Source organism: Leisingera sp. McT4-56 (genome assembly GCF_020514995.1).
In the GTDB taxonomy this organism is placed as follows: Bacteria; Pseudomonadota; Alphaproteobacteria; order Rhodobacterales; family Rhodobacteraceae; genus Leisingera; species Leisingera aquaemixtae_A.
Map to the genome: position 1 here is coordinate 1 of NZ_JAJALF010000011.1, position 24,466 is coordinate 24,466.

At 65.0% G+C, this 24,466-nt stretch carries 23 protein-coding genes and 1 other RNA gene; 8 read left to right on the forward strand and 16 right to left on the reverse strand.

All coding sequences use genetic code 11. The annotated features are described in order from the left end of the window. Positions 1-135: 135 nt before the first annotated feature. Positions 136-1,008 carry a LysR family transcriptional regulator gene (locus tag LHL23_RS13345; RefSeq protein ID WP_226430221.1) on the reverse strand — a complete coding sequence of 291 codons (873 nt, stop codon included), beginning with the start codon at positions 1,006-1,008 and terminating at the stop codon, positions 136-138. A gap of 97 nt (positions 1,009-1,105) precedes the next feature. Here LHL23_RS13345 and LHL23_RS13350 point away from each other — a divergent pair, with 97 nt between their 5' ends. Beyond that, positions 1,106-1,306 (forward strand): hypothetical protein, encoded by a 201-nt coding sequence (locus tag LHL23_RS13350; RefSeq protein ID WP_226430222.1) that lies wholly within the window; start codon positions 1,106-1,108, stop codon positions 1,304-1,306. 234 nt (positions 1,307-1,540) lie between these two features. Beyond that, positions 1,541-2,233 (forward strand): DUF2270 domain-containing protein, encoded by a 693-nt coding sequence (locus tag LHL23_RS13355; protein WP_222479796.1) that lies wholly within the window; start codon positions 1,541-1,543, stop codon positions 2,231-2,233. A 25-nt stretch (positions 2,234-2,258) separates the two neighbouring features. Here LHL23_RS13355 and LHL23_RS13360 read toward each other — a convergent pair whose 3' ends face one another. Further along, complete coding sequence (locus LHL23_RS13360; RefSeq protein WP_226430223.1) at positions 2,259-3,242, reverse strand: calcium/sodium antiporter; 984 nt, start codon at positions 3,240-3,242, stop codon at positions 2,259-2,261. A gap of 421 nt (positions 3,243-3,663) precedes the next feature. On the opposite strand from LHL23_RS13360, the gene LHL23_RS13365 reads away from it, so the two are divergent. Further along, positions 3,664-4,227 carry an outer membrane protein gene (locus LHL23_RS13365; protein ID WP_226430224.1) on the forward strand — a complete coding sequence of 188 codons (564 nt, stop codon included), beginning with the start codon at positions 3,664-3,666 and terminating at the stop codon, positions 4,225-4,227. A gap of 77 nt (positions 4,228-4,304) precedes the next feature. On the opposite strand, the gene ccoP is transcribed toward LHL23_RS13365, so the two are convergent. The 4 genes from ccoP to ccoN are packed head-to-tail and all read right to left on the reverse strand — an operon-like array spanning position 4,305 to position 7,742. Next, a complete protein-coding gene (gene ccoP / locus LHL23_RS13370; RefSeq protein WP_226430225.1) occupies positions 4,305-5,174 on the reverse strand; it encodes a cytochrome-c oxidase, cbb3-type subunit III in 870 nt (289 codons plus the stop codon). Next, positions 5,171-5,377: a cbb3-type cytochrome oxidase subunit 3 gene (locus LHL23_RS13375; protein WP_222479804.1), complete on the reverse strand. Its 207-nt coding sequence runs from the start codon at positions 5,375-5,377 to the stop codon at positions 5,171-5,173. The genes ccoP and LHL23_RS13375 overlap by 4 nt, the downstream gene beginning before the upstream one ends. A gap of 11 nt (positions 5,378-5,388) precedes the next feature. Then, entirely contained in the window at positions 5,389-6,117 is a 729-nt protein-coding gene (ccoO, locus tag LHL23_RS13380; protein ID WP_222479806.1) for a cytochrome-c oxidase, cbb3-type subunit II, read from the reverse strand. A 14-nt stretch (positions 6,118-6,131) separates the two neighbouring features. Continuing rightward, the gene (gene ccoN / locus LHL23_RS13385) at positions 6,132-7,742 is read right to left on the reverse strand and encodes a cytochrome-c oxidase, cbb3-type subunit I (RefSeq protein WP_222479808.1); all 1,611 of its coding nucleotides are present in this window, start codon (positions 7,740-7,742) and stop codon (positions 6,132-6,134) included. Positions 7,743-7,947: 205 nt separating this feature from the next. On the opposite strand from ccoN, the gene LHL23_RS13390 reads away from it, so the two are divergent. Beyond that, a complete protein-coding gene (locus tag LHL23_RS13390) occupies positions 7,948-8,787 on the forward strand; it encodes a universal stress protein (RefSeq protein WP_222479810.1) in 840 nt (279 codons plus the stop codon). Between the two features lie 81 nt (positions 8,788-8,868). On the opposite strand, the gene LHL23_RS13395 is transcribed toward LHL23_RS13390, so the two are convergent. Together LHL23_RS13395 and glyA are read right to left on the reverse strand one after the other, a co-directional pair. Further along, positions 8,869-9,126, reverse strand: coding sequence for a GlsB/YeaQ/YmgE family stress response membrane protein (locus tag LHL23_RS13395; RefSeq protein WP_226430226.1), 258 nt, complete (start codon positions 9,124-9,126; stop codon positions 8,869-8,871). Positions 9,127-9,314: 188 nt separating this feature from the next. Further along, on the reverse strand, positions 9,315-10,634 hold the full coding sequence (gene glyA, locus LHL23_RS13400; RefSeq protein WP_226430227.1) for a serine hydroxymethyltransferase: 1,320 nt from the start codon (positions 10,632-10,634) through the stop codon (positions 9,315-9,317). A gap of 117 nt (positions 10,635-10,751) precedes the next feature. On the opposite strand from glyA, the gene LHL23_RS13405 reads away from it, so the two are divergent. Next, a complete protein-coding gene (locus LHL23_RS13405) occupies positions 10,752-11,624 on the forward strand; it encodes a LysR family transcriptional regulator (protein ID WP_226430228.1) in 873 nt (290 codons plus the stop codon). A gap of 22 nt (positions 11,625-11,646) precedes the next feature. On the opposite strand, the gene fnrL is transcribed toward LHL23_RS13405, so the two are convergent. Further along, a complete protein-coding gene (gene fnrL / locus LHL23_RS13410) occupies positions 11,647-12,387 on the reverse strand; it encodes a transcriptional regulator FnrL (protein WP_065269692.1) in 741 nt (246 codons plus the stop codon). Between the two features lie 62 nt (positions 12,388-12,449). On the opposite strand from fnrL, the gene hemN reads away from it, so the two are divergent. Then, on the forward strand, positions 12,450-13,805 hold the full coding sequence (gene hemN / locus LHL23_RS13415) for an oxygen-independent coproporphyrinogen III oxidase (protein ID WP_226430229.1): 1,356 nt from the start codon (positions 12,450-12,452) through the stop codon (positions 13,803-13,805). Positions 13,806-14,077: 272 nt separating this feature from the next. On the opposite strand, the gene LHL23_RS13420 is transcribed toward hemN, so the two are convergent. From LHL23_RS13420 to LHL23_RS13435, 4 genes are all read right to left on the reverse strand, one after another. Continuing rightward, positions 14,078-15,667, reverse strand: a complete 1,590-nt coding sequence (locus tag LHL23_RS13420) for an ABC transporter ATP-binding protein (RefSeq protein ID WP_226430230.1) — start codon at positions 15,665-15,667, stop codon at positions 14,078-14,080. Positions 15,668-15,809: 142 nt separating this feature from the next. Next, positions 15,810-16,916, reverse strand: a complete 1,107-nt coding sequence (locus LHL23_RS13425) for an ABC transporter permease (protein ID WP_226430231.1) — start codon at positions 16,914-16,916, stop codon at positions 15,810-15,812. A gap of 3 nt (positions 16,917-16,919) precedes the next feature. Further along, entirely contained in the window at positions 16,920-18,005 is a 1,086-nt protein-coding gene (locus LHL23_RS13430; protein ID WP_226430232.1) for a microcin C ABC transporter permease YejB, read from the reverse strand. Between the two features lie 9 nt (positions 18,006-18,014). After that, positions 18,015-19,940, reverse strand: coding sequence for an extracellular solute-binding protein (locus tag LHL23_RS13435; protein WP_226430233.1), 1,926 nt, complete (start codon positions 19,938-19,940; stop codon positions 18,015-18,017). 230 nt (positions 19,941-20,170) lie between these two features. Here LHL23_RS13435 and LHL23_RS13440 point away from each other — a divergent pair, with 230 nt between their 5' ends. Continuing rightward, positions 20,171-20,395, forward strand: a complete 225-nt coding sequence (locus tag LHL23_RS13440; protein ID WP_226430234.1) for a putative hemolysin — start codon at positions 20,171-20,173, stop codon at positions 20,393-20,395. Positions 20,396-20,481: 86 nt separating this feature from the next. Here the strand turns inward: LHL23_RS13440 and LHL23_RS13445 are convergent, their stop codons facing one another. Continuing rightward, positions 20,482-20,991: a c-type cytochrome gene (locus tag LHL23_RS13445; RefSeq protein ID WP_222479830.1), complete on the reverse strand. Its 510-nt coding sequence runs from the start codon at positions 20,989-20,991 to the stop codon at positions 20,482-20,484. A 118-nt stretch (positions 20,992-21,109) separates the two neighbouring features. Here LHL23_RS13445 and LHL23_RS13450 point away from each other — a divergent pair, with 118 nt between their 5' ends. After that, a complete protein-coding gene (locus tag LHL23_RS13450; RefSeq protein WP_222479832.1) occupies positions 21,110-21,943 on the forward strand; it encodes a prephenate dehydratase in 834 nt (277 codons plus the stop codon). A 211-nt stretch (positions 21,944-22,154) separates the two neighbouring features. Here LHL23_RS13450 and ffs read toward each other — a convergent pair. Beyond that, positions 22,155-22,253: signal recognition particle sRNA small type (gene ffs, locus LHL23_RS13455), an RNA gene on the reverse strand. Positions 22,254-22,316: 63 nt separating this feature from the next. Further along, positions 22,317-24,245: a 5'-nucleotidase C-terminal domain-containing protein gene (locus LHL23_RS13460; RefSeq protein ID WP_226430235.1), complete on the reverse strand. Its 1,929-nt coding sequence runs from the start codon at positions 24,243-24,245 to the stop codon at positions 22,317-22,319. Positions 24,246-24,466 lie beyond the last annotated feature (221 nt).

Here is a 24,466-nt window from a genome sequence, read left to right on the forward strand (position 1 = left end):
AATGCCCCAGAAACCGCCCCAGTTTCTCTAGCGGATCGGCAAAGATGATGAAGAGACTCGGAACTGATGGTCTCCTACCACCCCAGCCATCGGCCTCTCACACAACATGCAGACTCCTTCAAAACGGCCAGTGCGTCATTTCTTGACCTGACGCTGCAGCCAGGCCGCGAAGCTGCGGGCTTCGGGGCGGAGCACGCCGGGGCGGGTGGCGATGTGGTAGCCCTTGCCGTGACCCTCAGTGAACAAGGCGTGCAGGCGGCCGGTTTGCAGATCCTCCGCGACAAACTCCTGGACGCTGACCGCCACCCCCTGCCCCGCACGCACCGCCTGCATCAGCAGGTTGCCCGGCAGCCGGGTGCGCGGGCCGCGGAGGCTGTTCGTGACGCCCCGCGATTCCAGCCAGCGCGAGGCCTCGGTGGTGCCCAGCTCCTCCAGCCAAGGCAAATCCAGCAGATCCTCCGGCGCCACCACCCGGCGCCCGCCCAGCAGGCTGTCTGCTGCAATCACCACCATCGGCGATTGCAGCAGCATCCGGGCCTCCAGGCCAGGCCAGGCGCCATCGCCATAGCGGATCGCAATGTCGATGCCGCCCGGCTTCAGCTCAACCACCTCGCCCCGCGGATCCAGCACCAGGTCGATCTCCGGGTGGCTGGCCTGAAACTCCGCCAGCCGCGGCATCAGCCAATGGGCGGCAAACATCGGCGTGCAGGTGACATGCAGCGGCCGGGCGGCTCCGGCGGCGGAGATTTCCTGCACCGCAGCCTCGATCGCGCCGAAGCCCAGCTGCAGCGCCCGCGCCAGATGGGCACCGTCCGCGGTCAGTGCCAGCGCCCGGCCGCTGCGGTCCAACAGCGCCGCCCCCAGATGCGCCTCCAACGCCCGCAGCTGCTGGCTGATGGCAGCGTGGCTGACATTCAGCGCCGCCCCCGCCTGCACCACATTCCCCGTCTCCGCAAAGGCAGCAAAAGCCCTGAGCGCCGCAAGCGGCGGCATGTGCAGCCAGTCCATATGTTACCTCAACTTACACAATGTGATTTTTCTTAACTCGCAGGAATCGCCCCGCCAGGCAAGAGTCAGGTCAGACGCCAGAACAGGAGGCCCCGATATGCTGATTGACATCTATGCCCGCTCAATGGTGACCGCCGCCCGGCAGGACTGCGTGCGGCTGCGCGATCTGCCGCCCGCCAAACCGCTGCCGCGCGCCTACCAGGCGCCGCCCCGCAAACCGGGTCTGCTGGCCAGGCTCACCGCTTGGCTGCGCGGCCGGCCGCCGCAGGCCTGCTGCATCAATCCGCAAGAGATTTGACGAAAAAAGCGCCGGTTTTCCAGGAAACGCGCGAACAGATCGGAAAACCGGCGCATGGCCCGTCTGGCCTGCACGTCGGCCTCGCGGGATTTCTTGCTGCCCAGGAGGGGGTATTGGCCAAGCAGCAAACTCTTTCAACTGCGGTTTTACCCCGCCTGCGGCGCCCGCAGTTTGATGCGGATCAAACTGGCGCAAATAATTTGCCCGGTTGCAGCAGAAAACTACTCTCAGTTCATGACCAGTTTAGAGCGCGAACAGACTGCAGGCGGCGCCCGTGCGCCGCTGTCGGCGGAGGAAGTCGGCGCGCTTGCGCATCTGTACCGCGGCGAAATCTACCGCAGCACGGTCTGGCGCACCCGGCTCGACACCACCACCAACTGGTCGGTGGTGACACTGGGGGTGGCGCTGTCGATCTCCTATGCCTCGCCGGAGGCCTCGCCGCTGCCGCTGATCCTGGTCGGGGTGCTGATCATCTTCTTCCTGATGCTGGAGGCCCGGCGCTACCGCTATTTCAACGTGTTCCGCGCTCGCGCCCGCTGGCTGGAGACGCATTTCTACACCCCGATGCTGGTGGAGGGCGACCTGCACCTGGAAGAACACTGGCAGGACGTGCTGGCCGCCGACTATTTGCGCCCGGAATACCATGTTGGCGTGATGACCGCGATCGGCCGGCGGATCCGGCGCAACTACTTCTGGGTCCTGCTGATCCAGTCGATGGCTTATGCGGGCAAGCTGGCCGTGCATCCCACGGGCGTGACCAGCTGGCAGCAGGCACTGGGCCGGGCCGACATTGGCCCCTTCCCCGGCGAGCTGGTGCTGGCAACCGGCGCATTCTACGTGCTGCTGTGGGGCGGCATCGCCTGGTGGAGCGCCAGGACCGACGCCGCCCGCGCCCGCAAGCGCAAGTCGATGACCTCGATGGGCTGAGCCCCGCAGGCAGACCGGCGGCCGCTCAGGCCGGCCACAGCCACCAGACATAAGCGCCATAGCCCGCCAGCAGCGCCGCGCCCTCGCGCCGCGACACTCGCAGCCCGGTCCAGGCCAGCCCCAGGAAGGCAACGGTCACCAGCAGCATCAGCGGGTTGTCGAACCCGGCGATGCGGTCCGGCACCTGCGAAGGCGCGATCAGCGCCGTGGCCCCGCCGATGCCCAAGAGGTTGTAGATGTTGGAGCCGATGATATTGCCAAAGGCCATCTCGCCCTGGCGCCGCAGCGCTGCTGCGACAGAGGTCGCAAGCTCCGGCGCCGAGGTGCCCACGGCAACGATGGTGAGGCCGATCACGGTTTCGGACACCTGCATCATGCGCGCCAGCTCAACCGCCCCGTCCACCAGCATACCGCCGCCGCCGATCACCAGCGCCAGCCCGCCCAGAGCGGTGGCCAGCGGGCGCCACAGCGGCCGCCTGGCCGTGCTTTCAGGCGTTATTGCCGGGTCCACGCCCTCAAGCGCGGCGGCCTTGTCGTACAGCGCGCCGTGGTCTGCCGCCGTTGTCCGCTCCTGCCGGATGGCGAACCAGACATAGGCCGCCAGTACCAGGACAAAGCTCAGGCCCGCCAGCCGTGTCACCGGCACGGTTGCCGCAAGCGCTGCAAAAACCGCCGTGGCCGCCAGCATGACCCCGCCGTCCCGACGCAGCGCTGCCGACTGCACCGCAATCGGCGCGATCAGAGCCGACAGGCCGGCGATCAGCAGGATATTGGCAATGTTCGAACCGGTGATATTGCCATAGGCGATCCCCGGCGCCCCGGACAGCGCCGCGCGGACCGAGGTCACCAGCTCGGGCGCCGAGGTGCCGAACCCCACCAGGGTCAGACCGATCACCAGCGGCGAAATCCCGAACCGCTCGGCAACACGCACCGCGCCGCGCACCAGAAACTCGCCGCCCAGGATCAGCAGCGCAAGCCCGCCCAGAAGCGGAAGCCAGATGTCAAACACTTGAGACCTTTCCGAAAACGGCGTCCGGCCTGCCCGGTGCGCCAGCACTCGCCGCCCTGCCCTGCCGGCCGGAACCGGGCCGCGGGCTGCGCCAAGCGCGTCCGCCACGGAAATGAGACCGCACCACCTCCGGTTTCAAGAGGCGCGAGGCGAAATATTCCCCCCCCGCCGGGCCTGTTTCGGATTGCGGCCTGCCATTTGCGGGAAATCTGCGGCCCCTGGCTGTGCGGGGCAGGCAGCGGCGGGTGATTTGAGCGGAAACCGGCGCAAATTTGCTGTAGAATGGCAAAAGACCGCCTGCCGTAAGCGGATGAGCCGCCCTCCGTTCCCGCAGCCCTTTCCTGTGCACAAGCTGAGTTATCTTGTTTCACGTGTGCGGCAGCCGGTTTAGCGGCTCCTTCTGTTGAAAGGTATGTGTGTTATGAAGTGCAAATGTTTATCCGCCCTGTTCCTCGTCTCCGCCGTCACTGCTACGTCTGCATTTGCCGGCAACTGGGAAGGCGCCTATGTGGGCGGCCAGATCGGTTACGGCTCCGGGGATTTTGACCTCGGCACGCTGACCGACCTCGACACCGATGGCGCCGTGGGCGGTTTCACCATCGGCTACCTGTGGGAAGTGGGCGACTGGGCGATCGGCCCCGAACTGCAGTACGATTTCTCCGACCTGTCGATCGAATCCGGCGGGGCTTCCGGCGATTTCGACGGGATCGCCCGGCTGAAACTCCGTGCCGGCTACGACCTGGGCAACGGGCTGCTCTACGGCAGCCTCGGCTTTGCCTACACCAACTTTGACGGACTGTCGGGCGTGGACGACATCGACTTCGACGACCCCGGCTATGTCATCGGCTTCGGCTACGACCACCAGATCAACGACCAGTGGGTGATCGGCGGCGAATACCAGTACCATAAGTTCGACGACTTCGGCACCGACGGCAACGACGTCGACTTCGGCACCTTGCACATCCGGGCCATGTTCAGGTTCTGATCCCCTGGCGCCACAGTGCGCAAACGAAAAGGGGCCGCAATCCGCGGCCCCTTTGCTGTTTCCGGTGCTGGTGCTGGTTACTCGCCGCCGCCCAGCTGGTGGACGTAGGAGGACACCGCACGGATCTCCGCCTCGGTCAGGCGGGTGTTCCAGGCCGGCATCACGCCGTAGCGCGAGTTGCTCACGGTCTCGGTCAGCGTCTCGTAGTCGCCGCCATAGAGCCAGATTGCATCAGCCAGGTTCGGCGCGCCCTGCGAGCGGTCGCCGGTGCCGTCCTCGGCGTGGCAGGAGGAACAGTTGTCGGCAAAGACAACGGCACCGGCCTCAACCTTGGAGGCATCCTGCGCCTCGCCCGACAGCGACATCACGTAGTTGACCACCTGGGAAATCTCTTCCTTCTCAAGCAGTTCGTCGCGGCCGAAGGCAGGCATCTCGGAATAGCGCGCTTCGTCGCTGTCCTCGTTGCGGATGCCGTGGGTGACGGTGGCGTGGATATCCTCCATCGAGCCGCCCCAGAGCCAGTCGTCGTCCAAGAGGTTCGGATAGCCCTTGGCGCCGGCCGCCCCGGACCCGTGGCACTGGGCGCACCAGGTCTTGAACACGGCGGAACCGGCAGACACCGCGTAGGAGCCCAGTTCGGGATCTTCCGCAATGGCGGTCAGCTCGGCCGCTTCCAGCTTGGCGTTGATCGGCGCGTTGGCTTCCTCGACGGCGGCAATCTCTGCCGCCACGTCGCCGCGGGTCGACCAGCCCAGGATCCCCGCCGTGGCAGAGTTCACCAGCGGCCAGGCCGGATAGGCGATGGTGTAGAAAACGCCCCAGATGATGGTGGCGTAGAAGGTCCACAGCCACCAGCGCGGCATCGGGTTGTCGAATTCCTCGATCCCGTCCCACTCATGGCCGGTGGTGTTCGGATCGCCCTCGAATTTCTGCGATTTCTTGCTCATGCCCTCGCCTCCTTATTCGCGGCGGGTTGGCCCTGGCTGGGCGCGGGTGCGTCATCATGCCGGAACGGGATGTTTGCGGTGTCCTGGTATGCCTTGGTGCTGCCCGGGCGGAACGCCCAGACAATCACACCGATGAAGAAGGTGAACAGGAACAGCAGCATCCAGCTGTCGGCGAACTGCCTGAGGAGTGTATAAAGTTCCATACCATCCTCCCTCAGCGGCTCGCGTCCGGGGTGAAGGTCGAGAAATCGACCAGCGTGCCCAGCATCTGCAGATAGGCGATCAGCGCGTCGGCCTCGGAGATCCCCGGGTTGCCATCGAAGTTGCGCACGTTGATGTCCTCGCCGTAGCGCTCCAGCAGCCCGTCATAGTCGCTGTCGGGATCGGCCTGGGCGCGGAAGTCTGCCTGCGCGGCGTCGATCATCTCGTCCGTGTAGGGCGTGCCCAGGAGCGCGTTGGTGGCCATGATGTCGCCGATGTACTTGCCGTCGATCATCTTCTCCTCGAGGAAGCCGTATTTCGGCATCACCGATTCCGGCACCACCGCCTGCGGGTCGCGCAGGTGGTCGGCGTGCCACTCGTCCGAGTAGCGGCCGCCGACGCGGGCCAGGTCCGGCCCGGTCCGCTTGGAGCCCCACTGGAACGGGCGGTCATACATCGACTCCGCCGCCAGCGAGTAGTGGCCGTAACGCTCGACCTCGTCGCGCATCGGGCGGATCATCTGGCTGTGGCAGACATAGCAGCCTTCCCGGATGTAGACCTCGCGGCCCGCCATCTCCAGCGGGGTGTAGGGACGCATGCCCTCCACCTTTTCGATGGTGTTTTCCAGGTAGAACAGCGGCGCGATCTGCACCAGGCCGCCGATGGTCACGACCAGGAAGCTGAAGATCAGCAGCAGGGTCGCGTTGGTCTCGAGGATCTTATGTTTGTCGAGAATAGACATAGCTTCCTGGCTCCTTATTCAGCCGGGACCGGGACCGACAGGCTGGCTTCTTTGGCCGGCGCCTTACGGACAGTCATCCACAGGTTGTAGCACATGATGATCGAGCCCGCGAGGAACATCACCCCGCCAAGACCGCGCACCACATACATCGGGAACTTCGCTGCCACGGTGTCGGCAAAGGAGTTCACCAGGAAGCCGTTGGCGTCCACTTCACGCCACATCAGGCCTTCCATGATACCGGTCACCCACATCGAAGCGGCGTAGAGAATGATGCCGAGGGTGGCCAGCCAGAAGTGCCAGGAGACCAGCCGCAGGCTGTAGAGGCTCTCGCGCTTCCACAGCGCCGGCACCAGGTAGTAGAGGGCGCCGAAAGTGATCATGCCGTTCCAGCCGAGCGCGCCGGAGTGCACGTGGCCGATGGTCCAGTCGGTGTAGTGCGACAACGAGTTCACCGCACGGATCGACATCATCGGGCCTTCAAAGGTGGACATGCCGTAGAAGCCCAGCGAGATCACCATCATCCGGATCACCGGGTCGGTGCGCAGCTTGTCCCAGGCGCCTGACAGGGTCATCAGGCCGTTGATCATGCCGCCCCAGGAGGGCATCCACAGGATCACCGACATCACCATGCCCAGGGTCGAGGCCCAGTCCGGCAGCGCGGTGTAGTGCAGGTGGTGCGGACCGGCCCAGATGTACAGAAAGATCAGCGCCCAGAAGTGGATGATCGAGAGCTTGTAGGAGAAAACCGGACGCTCGGCCTGCTTGGGGATGAAGTAATACATCATGCCCAGGAAGCCCGCGGTCAGGAAGAAGCCCACGGCGTTGTGGCCGTACCACCACTGGATCATCGCATCCTGCACGCCCGGCCACACGATGACCGACTTGGAGCCCCAGATCGAGACCGGGATGGTCATATTGTTGATCAGGTGCAGCATCGCCACGGTAACGATGAAGGACAGGTAGAACCAGTTCGCCACATAGATATGCGGCTCCTTGCGCTTGATGATGGTGCCCAGAAAGATCGCCAGATAGGCAACCCAGACGATCGTCAGCCACAGATCGACGTACCACTCGGGCTCAGCGTATTCCTTGGACTGGGTGCCGCCCAGCAGGTATCCGGTTGCCGCCAGCACGATGAACAGCTGGTAGCCCCAGAACACGAACCACGCCAGGTTGCCGCCCCACAGCCGCGCCGCGGAGGTCCGCTGCACCACGTAGAAGGAGGTGGCGATCAGCGCGTTGCCGCCAAAGGCGAAAATCACGGCCGAGGTATGCAGCGGGCGCAGGCGGCCGAAATTGGCAAAGCCCTCTGCCCATTCGAAATTCAGCACCGGAAACGCCAGCTGAAACGCGATGAAGGTCCCCGCCAGGAACCCTACCACGCCCCAAAAGGCGGTTGCGATCGCGCCAGCGCGGATCACGCTGTCGAAATACTCGTTTTCTACACCGGCGACTGCCCGTTTCGGCTCGTCGGTGCCGCGCAAAGTGTACAGGAACAGACCACCAGCCACGATCATCACGATGATCGCGTGCACCTGGTAAGCCAGATCCCGCGCGTAGTTGGTGCCGATCATCGCAAACAGCGTGACCAGACCAAGCGCTATCAGCTTGATATAATTAGACATCTTGCGTCCCTTTGCCATGCCCCCGCGAATCCTGCGGATACGGGGACGTTATTAGACCGCGCTCTTCATGCAAAACGCGCCCTTTCACTGCCTTGATCTGCATCAAGACAAATCCCGGCGACATGTGACACTTCTTCCCGTGCAGTGAAACTCAAAGCACCCGCGCCATCCGGGCCTGCGGTGCTCTTTCCGCCGAGAGGTGTCAATGTCCTACAAGTCCTTGCTTACCGTACTCACAGCTGCGGATACCGCAGCGGCGCCTTTGGCGCAAATTGCGGCCCTGGCGGAGGAATTCGGCGCCCATGCCGATGCTCTCTGCCTTGGTGTCGACCGCACCCAGACAGGGTACTACTACGCCGGTGCCAACGCCATGGTGCTGCAGGAAACCCTGGCCCGCGCGCAGGAAGAGGCCGAACAGGTCCAGGCCCAGGCCGAAGCCGCGCTGAAACAGGCCGGCGTGACCTTTGGCACCGACAGCGGCGTTGCGCAGATTGCCGATATCGGCCGCCACGTGGCGCGCCAGGCGCGGTTCTCCGACCTGGTGGTGCTGGGCCAGCCCTATGGTCAGGGCAAGCGCGCGGAGGCGGAGCCGATTGTTGAATCCGCGCTGTTCGAGGGCCGCGCCCCGGTGCTGGTGGTGCCGGACAAGGGCGCGCCGCTGCACCGCCCCCAGACCGTGCTGGTGGCCTGGAACGAGAGCATCGAGGCAATGACCGCGATCCGCCGGGCGATGCCGTTCCTGACCGCCGCCGATCTGGTCCGCATTGCGGTGATCGACCCGCCGCAGCACGGCCCCGAACGCTCCGACCCCGGCGGCATGCTGGCGCAGATGCTGTCGCGCCACGGGGTGAAATGCGAAATCGACGTGCTCAGCAAGACGATGACCCGGGTGTCCGATATTCTCAACCGCCATGCCGCCGACACCGCGGCCGATCTGATCGTGATGGGGGCATACGGCCATTCCCGTTTCCGCGAGGCCATTCTCGGCGGCGCCACCCGCAATATGCTGGAACAAGCCAAGGTGCCGCTGCTGATGGCGCATTGACACTCCCGCCCGGTCGTCTCCCGGCCTGACACACAGAAAGGCGCCCCGCAGGGCGCCTTTTTCGTGCGCGTTCCGGACGAGCTACCGCGCCTTGCGGATCAGGCCGATCAGGAACAGCAGGATCACCGCACCCAGGGTGGCATGGATCAGCGTCCAGAAAAAGCCGCCGCCCGCGGCAAACCCCAGCGCCGGAAAGATCGTCCCGGCCAGGAAGGCACCGACCACGCCGACGATGATATTGCCGAGGATGCCGAAGCCCCGCCCTTGCATGATCTTGCCCGACAGCCACCCGGCCAGCGCCCCGATGATCAGCATCCCGATCAGGCTTCCAAACTGCATTGCCGCCTCCGTTTGTTGTTGCCGAAACAGTAGAGCACAACCTTGGGGCCAGGTCACCCGCCGCCGTCAGGACCGGAAGGAGAACCTCTCCCGCCCGTCGTCCGGCTCTCTGACGAAAAGCGTCCGACCGTTGGGCCAGCGGGTCCGGCTCAGCCGGGCATGCGCGGGCGCGGGAGAGCGCCCAGACCTCAGCGGACGAAGTGCATGCCCTGGAAGGCGGCGCGGAACTCCGCAACCTCCGCCGCCATGGCCGCCGGATCCTGTGCCCGCAGGGCGCGGGCGATCAGTTCCGCCAGCTTCGGCGCATGTGCCACGGTGACGCCGCGGCGCACCAGCTCAGGGGTGCCGATACGCAGCCCGTTCATGTCGCCTGGCACCTCCGCAATGGGCAGGCCGATGCCGCAGGCCAGGAAGCCCGCCTTGCGCAGGTGTTTCGACGCCGCCTGGCCGCCGCCGAACGCTGCCGCTTCCAGTGCGAACTGATGCGACTGCGTGATCCCTCGCGCAGCGCCAAAGACCGGCAGCCCCTGCCCCGCCAGCGCCTCGGCCAGGGCCAGCGACAGATCCGCCATCGCCTTGGCATACTCCGCGCCGTGCTCCACCCAATCCAGCAGGCTCATCGCCAGCGCCGCCGACTTGGCCGCGTCAAAGTTCGCGGTCATGCCGGGAAAGGCAATGGCATCCAGCCGCTCGGCGATTTCCGCATCGCTGGTGACGATCAGCCCGCCTGCCGGGCCGCCCAGGCTCTTGTAGGTGCTCATCGTTATCAGATGCGCGCCCTGCTCCAGCGGGTTGCCCCAATGGCCGCCCGCGATCATGCCGCACTGGTGGGCGGCGTCGAACAGCACCTTGGCGCCCACCTCATCGGCAATCGCCCGGATCTCCGGCACCGGATGCGGGAACAGGTTGAGGCTGCCGCCGATGGTGATCAGCTTGGGCTGCACTTTCAGAGCCAGATCGCGCAGCGCATCCAGATCGACGGTATAGCCGTCGCCGTCCACCGGCGCCGGATGGGTCTGAAGCCCGTAAAGGCCGGCACAGCCGCCCGCGTGATGGGTAACATGGCCGCCCACAGCGGCAGGCGGCGCAATGATGGCATCCCCCGGCTTGGTTAGCGCCATGAAGCCGTAAAGGTTCGCCAGCGCGCCCGAGCCCACCCGGATCTCCGCGTACCGCGCCTTGAACACTTTGGCCGCCAGTTCTGCGGCGATCACCTCGATCTCCTCGATGGCCTCCAGCCCCATCTCGTATTTGTCGCCGGGATAGCCCAGCGACGGGCGGCTGCCGAGACCGGTGGCCAAAAGCGCCTCTGCCGCCGGGTTCATCACATTGGTGGCCGGGTTCAGGTTGAAGCAATCGCGATCGTGAATCTCCGCATTGCGGTCCGCCAGCGCGGTCAGACGCGCGGCAGTCTCTGCGCTGGTTGAACCGGCGGTTCTGGCGGCCACCATCTGCACGTAGTCTTCGCAGGCGGCGGGCACCCAGTTGCGGCGGGCAAGCTCTGTCATGGTCTGTCTCCTTCGCGCAGTGGCGGGTTTCTCTCTGCCCCCATCAAAGCGCCGATGGCCCCTTGCCCGCAAATCAGTTTTCCAGAAAACTAGGGCTAGAAAAATTGAGGCTCAAACATGGCTGTTTCCCCGCCCCCTGCCCAATCCCTGCCGCTGACCGCCCTGCGCGCGTTCGAAGCTGCCGCCCGGCTCGGCGGCTTCTCCGCCGCCGCGCAAGAGCTGGGCGTGACGCCCGGCGCGGTCTCGGCCCAGATCAAGTCGCTGGAAGACGCGCTGCAAGCACAGCTGTTCATCCGGCGCCCGAAGCAGGTCACGCTGACGGCGCTTGGCGCGCGGGTGCTGCCGGGCTTCACCGCCGCCTTTGACCAGCTCAACGCCGCCACAAGGCTCCTGCGCGAAGAAGCCCAGCCACGCACTGTCCATATCGCCACCCTGCCCGCGATTGCGCAGTTCTGGCTGTCGCCGCGCCTGCCTGCCTTGCGCGCCGCGATGCCGGAGATGGTGGTTTCGGTCACCGCCACCGAGGAACCCCCGAACCTCAAGCGCACGCCCTATGACCTGTGCCTGTTCTTCGGCGGCGATCAGGGAGAGGTCATAGAGCAGGACGTGATCTTCCCGGTCTGCGCGCCGTCGCTTGCAGCACAACTGCGCACTCACGCTGATCTGCAGAATGTGCCCTGCCTGTCAGACGCGGTCTGGGCGCAGGATTGGGAGCTTTGGCTGCAAGCCGCCTGCCCGGGCAAGACCCTGCACCTGCGGGGGCCGGAGTACTCGCTCTATTCGCTGGCGGTAGAGGAGGCCATCAATGGCGCGGGCGTTCTGATCGGCCATCAGGCGCTGGTGGCACCGCTGCTGGACAGCAGCAGGCTGGTGGCGCCATTCGCACAGAAGGCCAGCCTGCCGCGCGGCCTGCGGCTGTGGAGCCTGCGCCCCTCCGGCCCGCGCAGCCCGGCAGCACGGGTGGCGCGCTGGCTGGCAGAGAACAGTTAGGAATTGCGTGGAACAGGCGGCCTCAGCCCAGGAAGCCGCCGTCGCTGTCGTCGCCGGCCTCTTCCATCAGGCGGCGCATGTCGGGCACGGTCACATGCCGCTTGCCTTCCAGCTCGATAATGCCGTCCCGCTTGAGCGCCGAGATCTGGCGGCTCACGGTTTCCAGCGTCAGGCCCAGGTAGTCGGCCATTGCCTCCCGCGTCAGCGGCAGATCGAACACCATCCGGTTGGTGGCACCGCCCGGCGTCAGCGAGGCATCGCGGCGGGCGATGATCGACAGGAGGCTGGCGATCTTCTCGCGCGCGGTCTTGCGGCCTAGGACCAGCATCCACTCGCGGGCGGCGTCCAGCTCATCCAGAGTCATTTCCAGCAGCCGGTGGGCGATATGCGGGGTACGCTCCATCAGCTCTTCGAACGGCTTCTTGCGGAAGCAGCACATCACCACGTCGGTGGTCGCCGCCACATCATAGGCCGCGCCTTCGCGGCCCGGGCGGCCGACAAAATCGCTGGGCAGCAGCAGGCCAACCATCTGGGTGCGCCCGTCCTCCATCGTCTGGGTGAGGGAGGCGATGCCGGAGACCACAGAGCCCACGAAATTCATCACGTCGCCGGACCAGATGATCGGCTGGCCCGCCTCGTAGGTGCGGTAGTATTTGATAGCGTCCAGCTCCTCCAGCTCATCAGCGTTGCAGCGCGCGCAGACGGCCCGGTGACGGATCGGGCAGTCGCCGCATCTGGAATGGGAAAGTACAGGAGCGTTCATTCGTTGGTCCGGTTTGATCTGGGTCAAGGCTCAGGTTCGCGGGTTCCCATAACGCTAATTGAATGGAACAGAAAGCTCAATTGGCCGAACTTGGTTTGTTCGACGCCAAAGTGCCGCGCTATACCAGTTATCCAACCGCGCCGCACTTCGGCAAAGAGACTGATTCTGCGCAGTTTTCCAGTTGGATTTCAAAGATTTCCCCCGGCAGCAGCATTTCGCTCTATATGCATGTGCCGTTCTGCCGCAGATTGTGCTGGTTCTGCGCCTGCCGCACGCAGGGCACTCATTCCGACGCCCCGGTGGAGGCCTATGCAGAGGTCCTGAAAGCCGAGATTGCGCTCTTGAAGGCGCAGCTGCCCGAGGGCATCACCCTGTCGCGCCTGCATTGGGGCGGCGGCACTCCGACGCTCCTCAGCGCGGATCTGATCCGCGGCCTCGCCGCCGCCATCACCGAAGCCATTCCGCTGGCGCCGCGGGCGGAATTCTCGGTTGAGATCGACCCGAATGAAATCGGCGACCGGCGCCTGGATGCGCTGGCCGAAGCAGGCATGAACCGCGCCTCTGTCGGGGTGCAGGATTTCGACAGCACAATCCAGCAGGCGATCGGCCGCATTCAGAGCTTCGAATCCACGCGCGCCGCCATTGAGCAGCTGCGCGCGCATGGCATCACCAGCCTCAATGCCGATATCCTCTATGGCCTGCCGCATCAGACGCCGGCCATCATGACCGAAAGCGTGCAGAAGCTGTTGTCGCTGACACCGGACCGGGTGGCGGTCTACGGCTATGCCCATGTGCCCTGGATGGCCGGGCGCCAAAGCATGATCCGCTCCGATGCGCTGCCCACCCCCGAATCGCGGCTGGAGCTGTTTGAGACGGCCCGCCAGCTGTTCCTGTGGGACGGCTACCGGGAAATCGGCATCGACCATTTCGCGCGGCCCCACGACGGGCTGGCGGTGGCGCAGCAAACCGGGCGGCTCAGGCGCAATTTCCAAGGCTACACCGACGATCCGGCAGAGGTGCTGATCGGCATCGGCGCCTCCGCGATCTCGCGCTTCCCGCAGGGCTATGCGCAGAACGCGCCGGGCACGTCGAACTATGTCCGCGCCATCCGCGACGGCCAGTTCGCAACCGCCCGCGGCCATGCCTTTGGCGGCGAGGACCTGCTGCGGGCGCGGCTGATCGAGGCGCTGATGTGCGATTTCCGGATTTGCCGGGAGGAGATCCTGTCGCGGTTTGCGGTGCCTGAAGACCGGCTGGAGCGGATGTTTGAAGCGGCCAGCGCGGCCTTTCCGGGGATGCTGGCTGTGTCGGCAAAAGGCCTTGCCATCCGCGAGGAGGCGCACCCGCTGACCCGGATGATCGCCCGCAGCTTTGACGCCTATGACCTGAGCCAGGCCGGCCACAGCACCGCAATCTGACCTTTTCCAAAGGAACAAGCGCGCTCCCGCCCGTCGCCGCCGCGCCTTGCGGCGCAGCGCTCCGGTTGGGCGAGGGGTTCCGGCGCAGCCGTGGCACCTGCGGGCGCGGGAGGAGTCTGCTGTTTCCCAGGTGACACCCATTAGGTCAGCACTGCTGCCTGAATGTTTCGCGCGCGAAACATTTGGTCAAATGCGCTGCCGCAACTTGTGGGCGTTGAGCGGGCCGCGAACGCATAGATGCTGCAAAACCTGACAGCGGGTTAACTGGCAAGTTAACCCGCGGCGGCCAGCAGCTTGCGGGTGTACTCGGCTCTCGGGTTGGCGAACAGCTCCTCTGCCGCGCCGGTCTCCACCACGTCGCCCTGGTTCATCACCACCACCTTGTGCGACATCGCCCGCACCACGTTGAGGTCGTGGGAAATGAACAGGTAGGCGAGGCCATAGCGCGTCTGCAGATCGCGCAGCAGTTCGACAATCTGCACCTGCACCGTCATGTCCAGCGCCGAGGTCGGCTCATCCAGCACCACCAGCTTGGGCCGCAGCACCATGGCGCGGGCAATCGCAATCCGCTGGCGCTGGCCGCCGGAGAACTCATGCGGGTAGCGGTCCATCGCTGCCGGGTCGAGGCCCACCTCCTGCATCACCTCCGCCACCAGCTCGCGGGTGTCGCGGTGCTGGTCCACCTTGTGGATCGCCAGCCCCTCCGCGATGATCTGGGCGCAGGTCATCCGCGGGCTGAGCGAACCGAACGGGTCCTGGAACACGATCTGCATGTCCTTGCGCAAGGCGCGCAGATCGCGGGTAGACCATTTGCGCAGGTCCTGGCCCTGAAATTCAACTGCGCCCTCGGATGCAATCAGCCGCATGATGGCGAGCGCCAGCGTGGTCTTGCCGGACCCCGATTCCCCCACGATGCCCAGGGTTTCACCTGCCCGGACCGAGACCGACATCGGGTTCACCGCCTTCACATGGCCGACGGTGCGCTTTAGCAAGCCGCGCTGGATCGGGAACCAGACCTTCAGGTCCCTGGCCGCCACCAGTTCCTCGGCGGTTTCCGGCACCGGCTGCGGCTGGCCGGAGGGTTCCGCCGCCAGCAGTTTCTGCGTGTAGGGGTGCTGCGGATTGGCAAAGATTTCTGCCGCCGGACCTTCCTCGACGATCTCGCCGCTTTTCATCACGCAGACCCGGTCGGCAATACGGCGCACGATGCCGAGGTCATGGGTGATGAACAAGAGCCCCATGCCCTCGCTTTCCTTGAGTTCCGCCAGAAGGTCGAGGATCTGCGCCTGGATGGTCACATCCAGCGCCGTTGTGGGCTCATCCGCGATCAGGATGTCGGGCTTGTTCGCAAGTGCCATGGCGATCATCACCCGCTGCCGCTGCCCGCCCGACAGCTGGTGCGGATAAGACGTCAGCCGGTTTTCGGCGTCGCGGATGCCGACCTTCTCCAGCAGCTCCAGAATGCGCGCGCGCGCGGATTTGCCGGCCAGCCCCTGGTGCAGGGCGAGGGATTCCTCCAGCTGGCGTTCGATGGTGTGCAGCGGGTTGAGCGAGGTCATCGGCTCCTGGAAGATGAAGCTGATGTCATTGCCGCGCACCTGCATCAGGTGGCGCTCGCTGGCGCCGACCATCTCGGTGCCGTCATAGGTGACGGAGCCTTCGATCATGGCGCTGTCGCCCAGGAGCGACACAGTGGACAGTGCCGAGACCGATTTGCCGGAACCGCTTTCGCCCACCAGCGCAACGGTTTCGCCGCGGCCGACGGAGAAAGAGACGCCGCGCACCGCTTCGGTCACCTTGCCGTCCTGGCGGAAAGAGACGCGGAGGTTCTGGACATTCAGGAGGGGGGAGGTTTTGGTCATGAGAACGTCCGAAAGTTTGAAGCCCAGCTTTTAAGAACTAACCGGGGTGCGCAGCAGCCCGGATCGCCCCCGACCCGCCCCCCAGGGCGGGGGCGATTTGCCCCCACCCTCGGGCCGGGGGCGACCCTAATGTTCCTAATCCTCATGAAAACGTCTTCCGCGGGTCAAAGGCATCACGCACGCCCTCGAAGATGAAGATCAAGAGCGACAGCATGATGGCGAAGGTGAAGAAGGCGGTGAAGGCGAGCCAGGGCGCCTCCAGGTTCTGCTTGGCTTGCAGCGTCAGCTCCCCCAGCGACGGTGCCGAGGACGGCAGGCCGAAGCCAAGGAAATCCAGCCCCGCCAGCAGGCCGATGGTGCCGGTGATGATGAAGGGCAGCATCGTCAGCGTCGCCACCATTGCATTGGGCAGCATGTGGCGGAACATGATGGTCAGGTTGCCGACCCCCAGCGCCTTGGCGGCGCGGACGTATTCCAGATTGCGGGCGCGCAGGAACTCGGCCCGGACCACGCCGACCAGCGCGGTCCAGCCGAACAGCACCATGAGGAATACCAGGAGCCAGAAGCTGCGGCCCAAGATCGCAAACATGATGATGATGACATAAAGCGAGTTCACCGAGCCCCAGACCTCAATCACCCGCTGGAACACCAGGTCCGTCAGGCCGCCGAAATAGCCCTGCACCGCGCCTGCCAGAATGCCGATCAGGCTGGCGGCGCCAGTCACCATCAGGGTGAACAGGATCGACAGGCGGAAGCCGTAGATCACCCGCGCCAGCACATCGCGCTTGGTATCATCGGTGCCCAGCAGGTTCAGCCCGCCGGGCGGCAGCGGTGCCGCGCCGGGGCGGTCCACCGTGGTGTCAAAGCTGTAGGGGATCGGCGGCCAGAGGGTCCAGCCTTCGTGGAAATCATCCGCCGCATAGGTGCCAGCGGCGATCTCCTCCAGGATGGTCTCCGGCTCGTCAAAGCAGTCCTCCACCCCGCCGGAGCGGATCAGGCATTCGACCTCCGGATCGCTGTAGACCGCCTCTGTCTGAAAATCTCCGCCGAATTGGGTCTCCGGGTAAAACTTGAACACCGGCGCATAGACCTCGCCGCGGTAGCTCACGAGGATCGGCTTGTCGTTGGCGATGAACTCGGCAAACAGCGACAGGCCGAACAGCACCGCAAAGATCCACAGGGACCAATAGGCACGGCGGTTGCGGCAGAAGTTGCGCCAGCGGCGCTGGTTCAGGGGGGAGAGCGTCATGGATCAGCCCTCCCGCTTTTCAAAGTCGATGCGCGGATCGACCACCACATACATCAGGTCGGAGACGATGCCGACCACCAGCCCCATCAGGCCAAAGATATACATGGTGCCGAACATCACCGGGTAATCGCGCGCCACCGCGGCCTCAAACCCCAGCCGGCCAAGGCCGTCGAGCGAGAAGATCGTCTCGATGATCAGGGAGCCTGCGAAGAACACACCGATGAACACCGCCGGGAAGCCTGCAATGACGATCAGCATCGCATTGCGGAACACGTGGCCGTAGAGCACCCGGTTCTCGCTGAGGCCCTTGGCGCGGGCGGTCATTACATATTGCTTCTTGATCTCATCGAGGAAGGAGTTCTTGGTCAGCAGCGTCAGCGTCGCAAAGGCCGCGATGGTGGAGGCGGTGACCGGCAGCGCGATGTGCCAGAAATAATCCGCGATCTTGCCGAACAGGCTGAGGCTCTCCCAGTTATCCGACGTGAGGCCGCGCAGCGGGAAGATCTGCCAGTAGGAACCGCCGGCAAACAGCACCAGCAGCATGATGGCAAACAGGAAACCCGGGATCGCATAGGCGGCGATGATCACGCCGCTGGTCCAGGTATCAAAGGGCGAGCCGTCGCGCATCGCCTTGCGGATGCCCATCGGGATCGAGATCAGATAGGCAATCAGCGTCGACCAAAGGCCAAGCGAGATCGAGACCGGCATCTTCTCCAGCACCAGCTCGGTCACGCCGATCTTGCGGAAATAGCTCTCGCCGAAGTCAAAGCGCGCGTAGTTGCCGAGCATTGTCAGGAAGCGCTCCAGCGGCGGCTTGTCGAGGCCGAACTGTTCTTCCAGTTCCTCGATCAGCTCCGGCGGCAGGCCCTGGCGGCCGGCGTAGTTCTCGTTGGCGCTGATCGCCTCGGTGCCGGTGTCGCCGCCGCCGCCGGCAAAGCCCTCGAACACGTCGCCGCCGCCCTCGAGCTGGGCGATGATCTGCTCGACGGGGCCGCCGGGCACAAACTGCACCAGGGCAAAGTTCACCAGCAGGATGCCGAACAGAGTCGGGATCACCAGCAGCAAGCGCCGAAGGATATAGGCAGCCATGTCCGTCCCTTACCGCAGCGCGCCGACGGCTTTGAGCTCCGCCTCGCGTACCGCATCAATCCACCACAGGTCCAGAAGGCCGGTGTCATAGGGCGGCAGGTTTTCCGGCTGGCGGTACATGTCCCAGTAGGCGACCCAGTTCACGTCCAGATACCAGGTCGGCACCATGAAACGCTTGGCGCGCAGCAACCGGTCCAGTGCACGCACATTGGCACGCAGGTCTTCCAGGGATTTGGCCTCAACGACGCCGTCAATCAGTGCGTCCACCGCCGGATCGGCCAGCCCTGCCGGATTGAAAACCGAATATTCATGCGCCTCGGACCCGAAGTACTGTTGCAGGCCCGTCGACGGCTCCAGCGACATCGGGAAAGCAGAAAAGATCATATCGATCTCCTTCTCCCGGCGGCGGCTGGTGAATTGGGCGTAGTCGACCCGGTTCACCACCGCATCCAACCCCATGGTGCGCAGGTTGGAGACATAAGGCTGCACGATACGCTCAATAGTCGGGCTATCCACAAGGAATTCGATCTTTAGAAGCTCGCCAGCCGCATTGCGGCGCATACCGTCATCGCCTACGGTCCAGCCGGCCTCATCCAGCAGCTTCATCCCCCGGCGCAGATTCTTGCGATCGCCGGGGCGGGAGGCTTTGGACGCATGCGCCATCACCGGCTCAGACGTCAGGATGGACGGGTCGATCTGATCGCCCAGCGCCTCCAGCACCTCCTTCTCGCGCCCCTCAGGCAGACCTTCGGCGGCCAGCGGCGAATCCTGCCAGAAGGAGGAGCGGTGGCGGAACAGCCCGTATTGCAGGCTTTCGTTGGTCCATTCGAAATTGAACGCCAGCTGCATTGCCTCGCGGACGCGTATGTCCTGGAACTTGGGCCGCAGCAGGTTCATAACGAAACCGCCGGCGGCAGGCACGTTGCCATCGGGAATTTCCGCTTTGATCACCTGGCCGTTTTCAACCGCGGCAAAGTCATATGCGGTTGCCCAGCTTTTCGAGTTGCTTTCCGAACGCAGCGTGTAAACGCCCGCCTTGAAGCCTTCCATCGCGGCAATCGCATCGCCGAAATACTCGACCCGGATGCGGTCATAGTTGTGGCGGCCGACGTTCACGTTCAGGTCCTTGCCCCAATAGTCCGGGTTGCGGCGGTAGACGATGCGCTGGTTCACATCGGCGCTTTCCAGAATGTAGGGGCCGGAACCGATGCCCGGATCCAGCCGCGGCTGGTCGATGCGGCGGTTTTCCGGATCAGCCTCGAACCAGGCCTTGGAGAACACCGGCGTGCCGCCGACCTGGGTGATCATCGCCCGGCGCGGGAAATCCGGGGAGAAATGGAATTTCACCCGGTGCGGGCCCAGCGCCTCTGCCTTGGGGATGCGCTTGCGCACCGCCTCGGCATAGGATTTCAGCCCCTGGTCCAGCAGGATGTTGTGGGAAAACACCACATCGTCGGCGGTGACCGGCGTTCCGTCGGAGAACTTTGCTTCGGGACGCAGGTTGAAGATCACCCAGTCCTGGCTTTCGGGGTATTCCAGGCTTTCGGCAACCAGACCGTAGTAGGATCCGGGCTCGTCATAGGATTCCACCAGCAGACTCTCGTAGTGGCTGGAGGCGAGCATCCCTGCCCGGCCCTTGCGGGTAAAGGGGTTCATGCTGTCGAAGGTGCCGACCGCGGAAATCGACAGTTCGCCGCCCTTGGGCGCCTCCGGGTTCACGTATTCGAAACGGGCAAAGCCTTCGGGGTATTTCAGCTCGCCGAACTCGGCAAAGCCATGCGCCTTGATGATGGTCTCTTCCGCCTTGGCCAGCGTTGCGGCGGCCAGCGTCAGGATCAGCCCCAGCATCATGGCCTGAGCCAGCACGGCGGCGGCCTGCAGCGGGTTCACGTCGTCCTTCGCGCGTGCGCGCGCCGCAGCTTTGGCGGTGTTCATCTGCCATGACCTCCTTTGCCCGGAACTGGAGCCCGGGTTTTTCGCCCCCAAGCTAATGTCCGGGGGCGGTAACATTCAAGTTGAGATTAGGTGATGCAGGCCCGCTTCTGGGCAAAAAGCAGCCGAAACAAGGGCCTGCGCAGAGCCGCGCTTGCGCGAAATAAAATTGCCTGCCAGCCTCAGATCACTATTGCGTTATGAAACGAGGGAGTCTGCCGATGCTGAAGTCAATGAAACTTGCCGCTCTCGCGGTTGCCGGGGCCGCCGCGCTCAGCGCCTGCGCCCAGCAGGAAGAGGAAGTGGTCTACACCAGCCCGGAAGAGGCCTATTGCGTGCAAACCGGCGGCCAGTACGTGCTGCGCAGCGGCAAGGCGGGCACCATCGGCGTCTGCATCCTGCCCGACGGCACGGAGCGCGATGCGCTGGCCTATTACCGGGAAAACAACCCGGCCTGAGCCAACGGCACTCAGACGCGCATCAAAAAAAGCCGCTGCATATCGCAGCGGCTTTTTCATTTGGATAGCTGGGACAGCGGCCGGGCTTAGCCGTCCAGGCTGTCCAGATAGGCGATGAGGTTCACCCGGTCCGCCTGTTTCTTCAGGCCGGAGAACGACATGGTGGTGCCGGACGCATAGGCCGACGGCTTGGCCAGGAAGGCATCCAGCTCTTCTGGGGTCCAGGCGTTGCCGGCCAGGCCGGTCAGAGCGCCGGAGTAACCGAAGCCCGAAGCAGAGGCGATATCGCGGCCGACCACGCCGTACAGATACGGGCCGGTGGCGTTGGCGCCGTCTTCCAGCTTGTGGCAGGCAGAGCATTTCTTGAAGACTTTGGCGCCTTTGGCGGCGTCGGCGGAGGCCATCAGCTCTTCGAAGCTGACTTCCGGCTCATCGCCGCCGGCATCTTCGGCAGAGGCGACTTCGATCACATAGGAAGCCTCACCGTGGCTGTCCATGTGATACAGTACTTCTGCGCCCCATTTGCCCAGAAGGAATACCAGGAACGCGCCGCAGACGCCTGCGGTCGCTTTGGTGAGGGTCATCGTGTCAAACATGATCGCGAGTCCATTTAGCTGTCTGCAGGGGTGTCTAAGGCTTCCCCTCCCAAGTGGCAAGGTATAGACAGCGCGACGAAACGCCCAAATATTGAAGTTTTGCACGGGGAACACACCCATGAGCCGCAAAATCGCCATTCAGGGGGAGCTTGGCTCCTACAGCCACGAGGCCTGCCGCATCGCCCGCCCCGGCATGGAGGTGCTGCCCTGCCGCACGTTCGAGGACATTCTGGAGGCGGTGCGCAGCGGCGAAGCGGAACAGGCAATGCTGCCGGTGGAGAACTCTACCTACGGGCGGGTGGCCGACAGCCATCGGCTGCTGCCGCACAGCGGGCTGCACATCATCGACGAGGCGTTTGTGCGGGTGCATATCAACCTGCTGGCGGTGCCAGGGGCGAAACTGGAAGACATCCGCGAGGCGCATTCGCATCTGGTGCTGCTGCCGCAGTGCGCAACCTTCCTGCGCGAGCACGGCATCCGCGGCCGCGTCAGCCCCGACAATGCCCGCGCCGCCCGCGACGTGGCCGACGCGGGCGACATCCACTCCGCCGCCCTGGCCAGCGAGCTGGCGGGCGAGATTTACGGGCTGGAAGTGCTGGCCCGCCATATCGAGGACAACGGCGACAACACCACCCGGTTCCTGATCATGGCCAAGGACATTGATTACACCCGCCGCGGCGCCCACAACATGATCACCAGCTTCGTGTTCCAGGTACGCAACATCCCCGCCGCGCTCTACAAGGCGATGGGCGGCTTTGCCACCAACGGCATCAACATGACCAAGCTGGAAAGCTACATGGTGGACGGGTCGTTCACCGCGACCCAGTTCTATGCTGATATCGAAGGCCACCCGGACGACGCCAATGTGCAGCTGGCGATGGACGAGCTGAGCTATTTCACCACAAATGTGGAAATCCTCGGCGTCTATCCGGCGGACAACGGCCGGTTCTGAACACGGTTCGCAAGACTGCCCCAGGCGGGGCTTTGCCCCTCTTGGCCGTGCGGCCAATTCACCCCAGGATATTTCCGGCCAGATGAAGAGGCCCCCCCCGCCGCACGCCGGCGTGGCGCCCGGCCCAGCGGCGCCGGGGCAATCTCTGACCGCTGCAGGGCGGGCGGGAGATTCTCCCCTTCTCAAGGTCTATTCAGTTGTTCGGGGAGATAAGTGAGAGGCTGGACATCGACCCAAGCGGGGCTCGTTGTGGCTGCTTCCTTCCGGACCTGACCAGGTTGGCGAGGCGCTTGCCCGCGCCAACCTCTCGAATCCCGATATAAGGACCGCTGCCGGGAATGGCAAGGGCCGCTCCGGCTGCGTTTTCAGGCAGTCAAAGCTGCAGTTCCAGCTCCCAGAAGCCGCTGCTGCTGAAGCCGCGGGGCGTGGCCAGCCCGGCGGGCAGCTCCTCCATGTGCTCCGCTGCGCCGGGGCCAGTCACCGCCACCGCGCTGGCGCCCGGCACCGGCGCCAGCCGCCACGGGTACGGCGCCTCCGCCAGCGGCTCCGGCGGCAGCCGTCCGGCAATATAGTCGCGGATCGCCTGGCGGATCCGGACCGGCGGCACCGGCTGCTCCTCTGCCGCCTGCAGCATCCGGAACCGGCCGCCGCCACTGGCCCGGTAGCTGTTCACCGCAACCGCAAAGCGCTGGTCCGGTGCCACCGGCCTGCCGTTCCAGCTGAGGTTCGCGATCCGGCAGGCCTCCGGGCTGAGCCGCTCTCCGGCAGCTGAGAACCGCGGCGGCCGGGTCAGGTCGATCTGGTAGCTGAGCCCGAAGATCACATCGAAATTGTGCCCGGCTCGATGAGGATCAGTCAGCCGCCTGCCGGAGCTGCCCGGCAGTATCCGGTTGAACAGCCCGGCGGACATTTCCAGCCAGTCCCGCAGCTGCGCGCCGCTGACCAGGATCACCCGCAGCTCATTGGGAAAGATCTGCAGGTCGGCGATATTGCGGTTGCACAGCACTCCGGCGGCGATATCGGTATAGAAAAAAGGGCCTGAGCGGCCGCCGAATTTGCAGGGCGCCGCTGCCGACAAGAGCGGCAGGCCTTCCGCTGCGGTACCCTGCAGCAGCAGCCGCGCCGCCGCCGCCTGGGCGCTGCCGACCAGCGCCAGGCCGCGGTCCGGCGCAAAGAAGGTGAAATAGGAATGCATGGCCACCGGACTGTGGCCCGCAGGCTCCCGCATCCTTTCCAGCGTGCGCGCGTGATCCTCTGCCAGCGCCCGCACCAGGCCGGGGTCTTCGGACGCCAGCGGCTGCACCGCGCGGGCCTGCGTTTGCTGCGCCACCGGCTGCAGGCTGGCGCTGCCGCCGGCCGGGCGCCAGCCGTTGCCCGTGTACTCCAGCTCCAGCCGTATCACCCCCAGATGCGAGCCATGCGCCCCCGGCATCACCACCGGCTTGGCAAAGGTATGCTGCGGATCCGGCAGGGTCAGATGGGTATGGCCGCCGACCAGGGCATCGATGTCCGGCAGCGCGGCAAGCTGCTCCAATGCGTTCTCGCTGCTTTCCCCGCCTGCAGCCGCCAGCCCGGTATGCGCCAGCGCCAGCACCAGATCGCAGCCCTGCGCCTTCAGCTGCCGCGCCTGCGCCGCTGCCGCCTCGACGATGCCCGTGGCCTGCAGCTGCCCCGCCAGCACCTGGCGGCACCATGTCAGCGTCTGCGGCGGCAGCACCGACAATAGACCGATCCGCACCGGCGGCAGGTCCAGGCATGTCGGGATCTGCCGTTCCAGTACCGCCGCAGGCGCAAACGGCAGCCGCAGCCCCGGCTGCGCCGCCGTCAGATTGGAGCACAGCACCGGACAGGGCGCGTCCTGCAGCACTTCCGCCAGCGCCTCCAGCCCGAAATCGAAATCGTGATTGCCGAGGCCCGCCGCATCATATTCCAAAACCTGAAATGCACGCACCAGCGGATGCGGCCCCGCCGCACCCGGCTGGATGTCTCCCAGCGGCGCCCCCAGGAACCCGTCGCCGTTGTCCACCAGCAGGGCGGCGGCGCCCTCGCGCGCCGCGCGGGCGCGCGCTTGCGCGATCAAGGTCGCCACCCGCGAAAGCCCGATAGCCGGGTCAGGCCGGTTGGCATAATAGTCATGGCTCAACAGATTGCAGTGCAGGTCCGTGGTGGCCAGCACGTGCACTGCCCCGGCGGTCCGGGGGTCCGAGGCCCCTGCCCCGCCGGTCATGTCCGAATTCCAGCTGACACCGCCTGCCCGCCACTCCTTGCGGCGCCATTCAGCGCCATTCTTTGTTGCGGCCATTTGAATCAGCGTTTTAACGATTTGCAAAGAATCCTTTTCGCTGCCTGTTAACTTTTTCACAGAGGCGCGGCCGCGCCGGCCTTGTTCCGCCCTGTTCTGCTGTAAAATGCGCGCGCCTCAACCGCGCAGGTGTGGCCGCGCGGTGACAGGCAAGCGCGGATCGCGGCCGATTGCTGGCAACGGCTGCGGCACACTGTCATGCATTGCCGCATTCCAAGCGT